The sequence below is a fragment of the Rhodothermales bacterium genome (genome assembly GCA_013002345.1).
In the GTDB taxonomy this organism is placed as follows: domain Bacteria; phylum Bacteroidota; class Rhodothermia; order Rhodothermales; family JABDKH01; genus JABDKH01.
Genome location: JABDKH010000183.1, coordinates 1 through 11,052 on the forward strand (window position 1 = coordinate 1; position 11,052 = coordinate 11,052).

An 11,052-nucleotide genomic window follows, 5' to 3' on the forward strand; every position below is an offset into this window, starting at 1 on the left:
CCTGAAGATGAGTCCCGGCACCTCTTCGCGTGCAATGCCCATTCTCCGGATGGGCAAAACGTCATCATCCAGGCCGGCTGCGAAGTGACGGTCGATCTGCTGCGGAACCACGGCCTGAATCCGATCGAGGTGCGTACGGACGAATTCCTGAAGGCGGGTGGTTCCGTGTTCTGCATGAAGCAGATGTTCTGGTGGCGATATCCGCTTACGGCCATGAACATTTCTGTCGTAATCCCCACCCTCAACGAGGAAGAGCACGTCGCGGAAGCCATTCGCTCGGCTCAGGAAGATGGCGCCAGCGAGGTGATCGTAGTCGACGGCGGTTCCACAGACCGAACCGTCGAGACGGCCGCGGAGTTGACGCGTGTCATATCGGCGCCGCGTGGACGAGCTCGACAGATGAATCACGGAGCGCGCGAGGCGAGCAGCGAAGTCATCCTCTTCCTCCATGCAGACACGCGGCTGGCGCTGGGCTCGCTTCCAGCCATCATCAGGGCAGTGACCGAAGGGTTCTGTGCCGGATGTTTCGGACTCAGGTTCGAGCCAAGTTCTCTGCTGCTTGGAATCTACGGACGCCTCACGGTCCTTCCATTCAAGTCACTTTGCTTTGGTGACCGCGGTCTTTTTGTGGTCCGAAGCGTCTTCGAAATGACAGGAGGTTTCGATGACATCCCGATATTCGAGGATCTGGAGATCGTAAGACGCCTGCATCGCATGGGGCGCTTTGTCCGACTCAGTGAGCGACTGTCCACGTCGAGTCGACGATTTATTGAGCACGGCGCTTTCCGCCAACAGGTCAAGAACGTCGTTCTCTGGATCGGATATCACGTCGGAGTCAGTCCGGCACGGCTGGCGCGACATTATAGGTACGCGGAATCGGCCGGGAAGGCCCCGCTCCTCAGCGAAGAACGTAACTCGCTCTGAAAAACACATGTCGCGTAGCGGACGGAAAGAACTGAGGTCCCAATGGCCCAACGTTTCCGAAGAGCAGCAGTTCGCTATTCAGTACGTTGTTGACGTCTACACCGATGGAGAGCCCGCCAAGCGGTGATGCCGGGTTGAAGGTCTGACTGACGGAAGCGTCCATCACGAAGTACGGGTCCACGGTCAGCGATTCATCCTCCAGGCCCGTGGCGTCCCGTCCACCTGAATTGTCGATGTACTGCCTGCCTACGTAGCGCGCGAAGGCTCCGATGCGAAACCCTGAACGCCGATATGTCAACTCAAGATTGCCATTCGTCGATGGGAAACCCGGAATCGGATTGTCTCTTCTGTCCAGCTGAACGGTCGAGAAGTCGGGAAGCGTCGCGAACTCGACAAATCGTTTGTAGCGAGCACGACCAACCGTGAAGTTGCCGTACATGTTGAGATTCCTGGTGAGACCGACCCGCCATTCGGATTCGACGCCCACATGCCGTGTTCGATCTGCGTTACCTGTTCGCGGGACGCCGAACTGATCGAGGCCACCACTGGGTACGATCTCATCCATGAACTCCATCCAGAAGCCGTTGATGGTGATACTCGAACGCGCGTCGTTTCGACCTACGCCCACTTCGAAATCCAGCAGGTGCTCCGAGTCGACGAAGGGTCGGTCGACGTCAATTCTTCCGTTGGCATCCGTCTCGAATCGGGGCAGGAAGCCTGCTCCCGCCTCTTCCCCGTCATACAGCGACTTGAGCCTGGGCTCGCGACTTGAATAGGCGATGCTTCCGTACGCACTCCACGCTCGCTCGGGATTTACGGTCACGCCGATTCGTGGATTAACCATTACATATGGCTTCGTTAATCGAGTCGCGAAGAACACCTCATCGTAGACACGATATTGGACGCGCGTAACAAGTGCCTCAGCATGAACGGCGAGTCGGGGCGAAGGGCGTGCTTCGTGTCCAGCCGAGAACGACGTGATGACTTTTTCGCCCTTGAACTGATACACCCGTCGATCGGCGTCCGAGCCCACAAGGTCCGACGGAATACCGTTCGCCTCCTGTATCCGCCCCCACCGCTCCGACCGATGCAGTCGCACCTCACCACCTATGGTGGTCTTTCCATACTTGTTGTCCAACGTCAGGCGCGGTATCCAACCGACCTGCCACTGATCGAGACTGGCTCTGAACAGCAGATCTACAGAGGGGCTTGAGATAAACAGCGGCAACGTTCGTTGATCATCCGCGACGAAGCCAGCGGGCAATCGTAGATAATCGGCGGAACGGAAGTTGGCACCAAAATCGAAGTATCCATTTCCTCTTACCCAGAAAAGCGACTGACTGACGTGGAGGTTGCCGGTCGCCTGCCACTCATGATGCAGTTCAACATGTGGCTGGTGGAAATCCTCCGTATCTCGCGTGAACAGACTCGAGTTGTACCGCCGATCCACGAGGATCCCGTTGAGCCCGGTAAGCACGTCCTTGTTGGCTGCACGCGGAATCCCGGAAAATGCCAGTCCGTCGCGCTGTGGCCCGCCGTATGCCTGGAGCGTCAGAGTAGATCTCGACCCATATCGCGTAAGACCAACGAAGAAACGATTGAATTCCGTCCATGACCAGTCGCGATAGCCATCCGATTCGAGACGACTGAAACGTGCAAACGCGACGTACTTGTCACGCAGCAGCCCGCTGTTCACTTCCACCGACAAGCGCTTCGTATCGTAGGAACCATAGCCGAGAGTTACCTCGGCATACGGGTTCGGTCTATACGGCAACGCTACGATATTGATGGCCCCGCCGATTCCAACCGATCCGTAGGCTGAAGCTCCCGCTCCCCGCTGCACCTGAATGTCTTCGACGGACCCGTCGACGTCGAAGAAATTGATCCAGAACACGTTGAAGTCTTCCGGGTCGTTCTGCGGAATCCCATTGATCGAAACCGCGATTCGTCTCTGATCAAACCCCCGAATGCGAAGCGTCGAGTAACCTATGCCGTTCCCGTTCTCCGAGTAGTACGTTGTGGACGGGCGCGACGAAAGGGTGGCTGGCAGATCCTTCATATCTGGCCTGCCGCGCAACTCATCGGCGGTCAGGTTGCTGAATGTTACCGGTGTAAGCTGAGGGCGAGCGCGGTGCGCAGCGACGACTACTCCGGGATGTGTTACGGTCCTCGCGGCAAGCTCGATGTCGACGTGATACACACCGCCGACGGCGATGGTCATCTCACGGTCATCCGGATCAAAACCGAGATAGCTGGTCGTGACATGATAGCGGCCCTCTTCGACCGGGCCGATGACAAACGTGCCGTCAGCCGAGGTGGTTGTACCGTAGCGGTATTGCTGCATCGACGTGTTTAGCAGCAGGACATTGGCCCCGGCCAGGGCACGTCCCTCGTCATCCACAACCGTACCGTGTATCGTCTGTGCGATGCATGGCGAAAGGCCCTGGATACTGACTAAGAGCAGAGCCAGCAGCGTGATGCGAAGAAAGGAGAAAGGGGAAATCACGGATGTTGCATTCTGGGCCACAGCAAACACGCCGATCGGCGAGCGAAGTGGTCCCAGCGCGTGTCACTCCACGTGACTCCACAATTCTGTGCTACCATTTCCCTACGCCGGCATGATCCGGTTCAGGTCATAAGGGTATTCTCTCAGCTTCGCACTGGCGAAGCACCCCTAACGGTTCCCCGTGGCCATCATTTCAATTAACTCCTGGCGCGTCGCTAACGACAACGTCTCTCTAAGGTTCTATGTCGGCGTATGGGAATCGAGGAACGACGCACGCGTCAAATGGGTAGACTTGGAAACGCATCTAATCGTGGTTCAGGCATGCCGAACATCGTCATTCGTCCCGCATGGGCTTTGAAAGAGTCGGACTCGACGGACAAATCCACTTACGAGTCGCGCCGCACCTTCATGCGACGTCTGGGTACCGGCACCATTGGACTGGTAGCGGTGAATCCGTTCTCCTGCGGTGACGGGGCAGCCTCCCGAGCCGAGATCAACGGTCCTGACGGACCGCTGGACACGATCCCTGCCAATGCCACGCGGGTCGGTTATCCAGCAACTCGTAGTGAAAGCTTCGTGGTGCCCGAGCGCCAGATCACGGAGAGGATCACGGCCTCGTCCTACAATAATTTCTACGAGTTCGACGGTAGCTCGAAACGTGTGTGGCCGCTAACGGGCGAATACAAACCCTTCCCGTGGACCATCGAGGTCAGGGGGCTTGTTGAGAAACCGCTCACGCTGGACGTGGACGAATTAATCAGAACCATGCCACTTGAGGAGCGCGTGTATCGCTTCCGATGCGTCGAGGCGTGGTCCATGACCATTCCCTGGACGGGTTTTCCGTTGAAGAAGTTGATAGATCGCTGCAAACCGCTCTCATCGGCGACACACGTCCGATTCGTCAGCGCGAAACTTGACAAGCAGATGCCAGGAATTCCATCCCAGCCGTGGTACCCGTGGCCATACTACGAGGGCCTCAGAATGGACGAAGCGATCAATGATCTCGGCTTCGTTGCCACAGGAATGTACGGTGAGCCACTCACCAAGCAGAATGGATCACCGCTCCGGCTGGCACTCCCCTGGAAATATGGTTACAAGGGACCCAAAGCTGTGGTGCGCATCGAGTTCACGAGGAAGCAGCCGAAGACGTTTTGGAATGAGCTCCAGCCGGCAGAGTACAGCTTTCTCTCGAACGTAAACCCGAATGTCCCTCACCCCCGATGGACGCAGGCCAGCGAACGCTTCATGGCGAACTCGGAGAACATCCGCCGGGTGCCGACCCAGCTGTTTAACGGGTACGCCGACTGGGTCGGCAACCTGTATCCCGGTGAGCCTCGCGGTTAGGGCAACAGGACCAGCTGCGTCGAGTGGGCCGTGGCAGTGGCGATTGCCGGTCAGCAACTCCACGGTGATGGTCTCTAACGATGCACGGTCCGACGTCTGGCCATACACGAAGTGAGCCCGGTCCGGGACGGTCTCGTTCGGAAGTCCGTCAACTCGGGTGGGTAGTCGACGAAGTGCAATCTGTCGCAGCACAGATCCAGCATTCGGTACGGAGTTCGAATACCTCGCTGACCTTCGGCTGATCGCGGGTCCGTCGTTCATACAGCCTCGCACTGTTTACGCCCAACTTGCGAATGTGCGCCCGAATGCATAACTAAACTCCATACCCAACACGATTTACCTCGCACCACGGAGACTGACATGCTGGACCGCATAATCGGAGTATTCAAGCTCGACCCTGCCACGTTCGAAAGCATCGAGCACGACGAATCGGCGACCAGACAGGCCGGCATGATCGTGCTAGCGGTGGCCGTGCTTGGAGGACTGGGAAGTCTGGCCGCCGCATCCTTCATGGAAGGATCCGGTGTGTCCGGCGGCTTCTTCAGCAGCGTAATCAGTACGTTTGTTAGTTGGGTCGTGTGGTCCTTCTTGACCTATTTCATCGGTACCAAGCTGTTCGGCGGAGAGGCCAACATGGGCGAGATGCTCAGAGTAATCGGGTTTGCCTACGCACCTCAGCTTCTCGGCATCGTACCGTGCCTGGGCAGCATTGTTGGGTTGATCTGGTCACTGGCCGCTGCCTTCATCGGAATCAGGCAAGGACTCGATGTGAGTAACGGCAAGACGGCGCTTACGATCGCCGTCGGGTTGATCGTTTACATCGGAATCGCTTTCGCGATGTCACTGCTCTTTGGTGGACTAGGCGGAGCCAGCAACCCGCTAGAGGGATTCACCGCCTGAGGCCAGTGGCGCCGGCCGAATAAGCTGTTCATTTCCGGCCCTCTTCACGCTTTTGTTCCAGCCGACCACTGCGGCGAGAGCCATCAGCGCAACGAAGAAGCTTACGGCTGACTGAATAGCCGCGATTTTCCACTGGGTGTCGACGACCATGTCAATCACGATGGTCTGACCGGCATCGCGCAGTACGTGCACGCTAAGCTGGTCACGCCCCTCGATCTCCTGCATCAGACTGTAGGGTAGTGACATCTTCTCCCGGGTGAGTACTGAGCCGTCCGGCAGCGGCACTTCCAGGCTCACATATCCATATGTGATGTCGGCGCGATCGACACGTTCGTATTCTGCAACACGCGCTGTGGCACTGATACCATCCGAAAGCGTGATTCGAAGATCGCGGGCGACTTTCGCCTGATTCACGCAGAGGCCCACAAGCAGGATTGGCACCAGCCACGCGACCCGGGCAAGAATGCGTTGAAAATTACTTGGCATGCGGAGTGGCCTCTTCAGGAAAGAAAGAGATACGGCTTCCAGCCGTCGTCAAAGGTCTCGACGTAGTCCCGGATGAACATGACGTGGCTCGGTCGGAACGGTCGACGCCTCAACTCCAGCCTGGCTTCATCCGGAGTGTGGTTGCCCTTGCGATTATTGCACGGTACACACGCGGCGACCAGATTCTCCCAGATATCGCGTCCACCACGGGATTTCGGGATCACGTGATCGATCGTGAGTTTGTCCCTGGAGCCGCAGTATTGGCACCGAAATCCATCGCGCCGTATGACGTTCTTCCGTGTCAGCATGATGCGGCGATACGGAACTTTGATGTATAGACTGAGCCGCACGATGCTCGGCCATGGATGACGCACGGTAGCGGACCGAATAGCTCGATTGCCCAGTGCCTCCACCAGTTCCACCTTCTGGAGATGGAGCATAACAACGGCCCGTTTCACGCTACAAATCGAGAGCGCACTGTAGTCCCGATTGAGTACAAGGACGTGTCCGTTCATCGCTCACACCTTCTCGGATGCGAACGTACGACGCGACACCTGCACGGGAATATGTAGATCCGCCTCTTCTGGAAGTCTGTCGTAGATACGGCTTGGGACTGACATGGCGCCCGCCACAGGCGGCGCCGACATGTTCGAAATTTCCAACACGTGTTGCGGCGGTTCGTTCCAGAACCAGCCTTGCGGCACCTGAAGACGACCCAGTCGACGGACACTGCCGGTACGCCAATCTTCCCCCACCACGTCATTACCCAAAAACCGTACTGACAGTCGTTTTTCGGCTTTAGGAAGCCAAAAAACAGGCCGATACAAACGCCATTGGACAGTCCGTCCGACTCAACGACACTTGTCTTCGTGCGGCCTCAAAACCGCAACCTGGCGCAACCACTACGAGCCGTTGTCTGACGATTCTATCGTAATAGCTCTGCGAGAAGCGACCTACCAACACCTGAGGCCGGCAGCTGTCGGTCTGGGCGTACTGCTGGCAGTCCTCTCCACGTCCTACGCGTTTCTGCTCGACCCCCCGGCCCTGTGGGTTCTCCTTCCCACCGCAGCCGGAATGTCCGCACTCCTCGTACTGCTGTCGTTCGCTCTCCAGAGATTTGACCTTGAGCGGTGGGCGCACGTATTCAGTGCACTGATTGCATCGCTTGCGCTGGTAAACTGCCTCCTGCATCTACACTACTTTCCAGAGCCCAAGTTCACGACCAATCTGGTCTTGTTTGTGATGGGTACCGGATTCCTCATCTTCTCAAGCAGATGGCTCGTGTTCGTAATTGCGGCCGAAACCGCCGGCTGGGTTTCGGTGGTCTACAGCTCGCCGGCATCACCCGAGTGGCTTCATTTCGGGTTTGCGCTTCTGGGCGCTACCCTCCTCGCCGGCATCATTCACCTCGCCAGGGTGCGCGAAGTGCGGCGGTACATCTCGCATCTGGAGCATGAGGAACGCAGCGCGAGTCTGGAGGTCAGTCTGCAAGAGTCGGAGAAGGCCTACAAACAGGCTGAAGAGGCTCTGAAGAAATCGGACGAGATTGCGGAGTCCGCGCGACGAAGCGAGAGACGGTATCGGGCCCTCTTTGACAACGTACCGGCCGGCATCTACCGGGTCAGCCCGGATGGCAAGCTATTGGCCGCCAATGCGGCGATGGTGAGCATGCTCGGGTACACCTCCACCGAAGAACTTCTGTCCAAGAACGTCAAGCGGCACGGCTTGCTGGACACTTCCTCACGTGAACGATTTGAAAGGGCCCTTCAGCGTACCGGGGAGGTTCGTGGATACGAGACCGCGTGGACGTGCAAGGATGGCACGGCCCTCTACGTACGTGAGAACGCGAACGCCGTCAGAGACACCGACGGAACCGTCAAGTACTACGAAGGCACGATCGAAGACATAACGGATCGAAAACGTGCCGAGGCCGCCGTCAAAAAGCAGGCTCGGGAACTCGCCCAGACGGTCAAGGCGCTCGAAAAAGCGAAGCACGAAGCAGAGGCTGCTACGCGCGCCAAAGGTGAGTTCCTGGCGAACATGAGCCACGAGATCAGGACTCCAATGAACGCGGTTATCGGCATGACCAGCCTGCTGCGTGACCTGGAGCTGACGCAGGAGCAGAGGGAGTATGTCGAGACCATCCGCGTTAGCGGTGAGTCGCTGCTCGGAATCATAAACGACATTCTCGATTTCTCGAAGATCGAAGCGGGTAGAATTGAGCTGGAGCGACAGCCATTCTCGCCCCGCCAGTGTATCGAAGAATCGCTCGAGTTGCTATCCGCAACGGCGGCTGAGAAGGGGCTCGAGATTGCCTACAGCCTCGGCGCGGGTGTGCCGGCGCAGGTGCTGGGCGATATCACGCGCGTGCGGCAGGTGCTCGTCAATCTGATCTCGAATGCGGTCAAGTTTACAAAGAACGGTGAGGTCGTCGTTACGTTGAACGCCGAGGCGCGCACCGATGTCGAGTATGCGTTGCACTTCTCGGTACAGGACACGGGCATCGGCATCGACGCCGAGCGGCACGCCCGTTTGTTCAAGGCCTTCTCTCAGGTCGATGCGTCTACTACTCGCAAGTACGGTGGGACCGGACTCGGACTCGCGATCAGCAAGAAACTCGTCAACCTGATGGGCGGAACCATCTGGGTAGACAGCACCCCTGGGAAGGGTTCAACGTTCAACTTCGCGCTTCCGGCAGCGGCCGCGCAATCGGGAAGTGCCCGGGAGGTTAACGGTCCTCAGGACCAGCTCACGGACAAGCGTGTACTCATTGTCGATGACAACGCCACCAGCCGACGAGTTATCTCCACAATTACAGAGCGCTGGGGGATGCATGCGGCGGCAGCCGGCTCCGGAACCGAAGCCATGGCACGCCTCGAATCCGGCGAGCAGTTCGACATATGCCTTCTCGATCTCGAAATGCCGGAAATGAGCGGTATGGGCCTGGCCGAGCGAATCAGAGCACAGTACTCCCCCGCCACCGTCCCGATTGTGATCATGACGATGGTGGGCCAGCGCGTTGGAAACAGGGCCCTCATCAATGGTGCAATCAAGAAACCCGTCAAGTACGACGTGTTGCTCGATACCATCCTGCGGGCGCTCAATCTGGCCGCTCCGGGACAGGTTGACTCCTCCGCAGGTCGACCGCACGATCAACGCATGGCACCTATGTGGCCTCTGCGAATCCTGATTGCTGAAGACAATCTGATCAATCAGAAGGTTGCGCTACGGCTCCTCGAACGACTGGGCTACGAGGCGGACGTCGTCGCAAACGGAATGGAGGCGGTCGTTGCCTCACGACACGTCGACTACGATGCCATCCTCATGGACGTCCAGATGCCCGAGATGGACGGACTGGAGGCGACCAGGCAATTATGCAAACAACATCCGCCTGAGAATCGGCCGCGCATCATCGCGGTTACTGCCGACGCCCAGGCCAGCGACCGCGAAGAGTGCCTTCGAGCCGGAATGGATGACTATCTCTCCAAACCGGTACGACTCGACCAGGTTGCAGAAGCGCTGTACAAGACCAAACCGAGAACCGCGGCTACAGTTGATTCTCCGAGCGACGAATCACCGTCCGTTGCTGTGACTGATTCAGACGTTGGCGCGACTCTCGAGGAGAACGTCGTGCCTGACTCACCATCTGACATAGAACCGAGCCCAGCTCCTGACCCCGCTCAGGATGAAGCAGCGATCGAGGATTCCAGCCCGGACGCAGGCTCGACCGACGCCCTCGAACTCCTCAACGAGGACGATCCGGAATTCCTGGTCGACCTCATCGATAGCTACGTGGACATTACGCCGTCAATGGTGAAAGAGATGAAACGGCATCTCGCCGCGGGCGATCGCGGAGCACTCAAGTCCGTGGCACACAAAATGAAGAGCGGATCCGGGCAGATCGGGTTGAAGAGACTCGCTACGCTTTGCGGAGACCTCCAGTCTGCCACGTCGGGAGGTCGTAAGGAGATCAACCTGCAGGATCAGGTGCATATGATCGAGGCAGAGTACCGCCGTGTGGTACCTCTTCTGGCCAACAAACGCGACACGCTGGGCAGATCCGACCCCGCGGCCTAGCTACCGAACGGGGAGCGACACGTGAAGGTGATCGGCGGTACCGACGTGCCGCAGGGTATGAAAGCCCATCAGCCGAAAGAAGGACACCACGGCCGTATTCCTGAGGTCTGACCGGCCAACGGTTCGCAGATCCACAGCATGTACGTATCCCGAGTTCTGTTCGAAGTGCAGCGATCTCTCATTCGCCGGCAGACCCATTCGGGCATAGTCATCGATGGTACGCGCAGCATCTGTAACCACAAGGTCGCTGTCCGCTATAACAAGCGTGGCGACACTCAATCGAAGGAGTGGGTGTAGCGCTCGATAGGTGCCCGCAACCTCGGCAGACTTCACGTTTGCACCTGAAATAAACAGTATCGAGTAGAAGCAGTACGCGACCACGAGCAGTCCGCTCGATCGAAACGTAAACGACGACACGGCGAAACGCTTTCTGACCCTGTAGGAAACCACCATCGTCAACACGGTCAACAAGATGGTTGTCGCCAGGGCGGCCGCCAGAAGCGCCACCCACGGACCTACCCCGGCCTCGAGGTGTATTGCGACGGCGACCTTCACCAGCAGCAGAAACGGTGCGACGAGCGATATCACTGCGATGAGCACCGCACGAATGACGCGACCCGCTGACCACGCGCGTGTCTTCCGTTGACGGTCGGTTCTCGACGAACCGATCTGCGCCTTCATCGAGGCCAGAGCTCTGTCAATATCGTCGGTTCTCGATTCCGTCGGTTTCATCACAGCATTTGAATACGTACAGTTGCTGCCGCGCACAGCGCTCTGACCCGGGTCGACGTCGTCTATTCGATCAACACGTCACC

8 protein-coding genes and 1 riboswitch are annotated in these 11,052 nt (G+C 58.0%); of the genes, 4 read left to right on the top strand and 4 right to left on the bottom strand.

Annotated elements, in window-relative coordinates; all coding sequences use genetic code 11:
• A partial coding sequence (locus HKN37_09140) for a glycosyltransferase (GenBank protein ID NNE46809.1) occupies positions 1–924 on the top strand: 924 nt, incomplete at its 5' end.
• Here HKN37_09140 and HKN37_09145 read toward each other — a convergent pair.
• Positions 899–3,430, bottom strand: coding sequence for a TonB-dependent receptor (locus HKN37_09145; GenBank protein ID NNE46810.1), 2,532 nt, complete (start codon positions 3,428–3,430; stop codon positions 899–901). The genes HKN37_09140 and HKN37_09145 overlap by 26 nt on opposite strands.
• 82 nt (positions 3,431–3,512) lie before the next feature.
• Positions 3,513–3,610: riboswitch (TPP riboswitch) on the bottom strand.
• 141 nt (positions 3,611–3,751) lie between these two features.
• On the opposite strand from HKN37_09145, the gene msrP reads away from it, so the two are divergent.
• Complete coding sequence (gene msrP / locus HKN37_09150) at positions 3,752–4,774, top strand: protein-methionine-sulfoxide reductase catalytic subunit MsrP (GenBank protein ID NNE46811.1); 1,023 nt, start codon at positions 3,752–3,754, stop codon at positions 4,772–4,774.
• A 360-nt stretch (positions 4,775–5,134) separates the two neighbouring features.
• The gene (locus tag HKN37_09155) at positions 5,135–5,674 is read left to right on the top strand and encodes a YIP1 family protein (protein ID NNE46812.1); all 540 of its coding nucleotides are present in this window, start codon (positions 5,135–5,137) and stop codon (positions 5,672–5,674) included.
• Here HKN37_09155 and HKN37_09160 read toward each other — a convergent pair.
• Together HKN37_09160 and HKN37_09165 are read right to left on the bottom strand one after the other, a co-directional pair.
• Complete coding sequence (locus HKN37_09160) at positions 5,654–6,160, bottom strand: hypothetical protein (GenBank protein NNE46813.1); 507 nt, start codon at positions 6,158–6,160, stop codon at positions 5,654–5,656. The two genes, HKN37_09155 and HKN37_09160, sit on opposite strands and share 21 nt — an antisense overlap.
• A 14-nt stretch (positions 6,161–6,174) precedes the next feature.
• A complete protein-coding gene (locus HKN37_09165) occupies positions 6,175–6,675 on the bottom strand; it encodes an HNH endonuclease (GenBank protein ID NNE46814.1) in 501 nt (166 codons plus the stop codon).
• A 397-nt stretch (positions 6,676–7,072) separates the two neighbouring features.
• Between HKN37_09165 and HKN37_09170 the strand changes: the two genes are divergently transcribed.
• A complete protein-coding gene (locus tag HKN37_09170; GenBank protein NNE46815.1) occupies positions 7,073–10,237 on the top strand; it encodes a response regulator in 3,165 nt (1,054 codons plus the stop codon).
• Here the strand turns inward: HKN37_09170 and HKN37_09175 are convergent, their stop codons facing one another.
• On the bottom strand, positions 10,238–10,969 hold the full coding sequence (locus HKN37_09175) for a hypothetical protein (GenBank protein NNE46816.1): 732 nt from the start codon (positions 10,967–10,969) through the stop codon (positions 10,238–10,240). It abuts the gene before it with no gap.
• Between the last annotated feature and the right edge of the window lie 83 nt (positions 10,970–11,052).

Coding starts and splice junctions, on each gene's coding strand:
- msrP (NNE46811.1), top strand. CDS start 3,752: ATGCCGAACATCGTCATTCGTCCCGCATGGGCTTTGAAAGAGTCGGAC.
- HKN37_09155 (NNE46812.1), top strand. CDS start 5,135: ATGCTGGACCGCATAATCGGAGTATTCAAGCTCGACCCTGCCACGTTC.
- HKN37_09175 (NNE46816.1), bottom strand. CDS start 10,969: ATGAAACCGACGGAATCGAGAACCGACGATATTGACAGAGCTCTGGCC.
- HKN37_09160 (NNE46813.1), bottom strand. CDS start 6,160: ATGCCAAGTAATTTTCAACGCATTCTTGCCCGGGTCGCGTGGCTGGTG.
- HKN37_09165 (NNE46814.1), bottom strand. CDS start 6,675: ATGAACGGACACGTCCTTGTACTCAATCGGGACTACAGTGCGCTCTCG.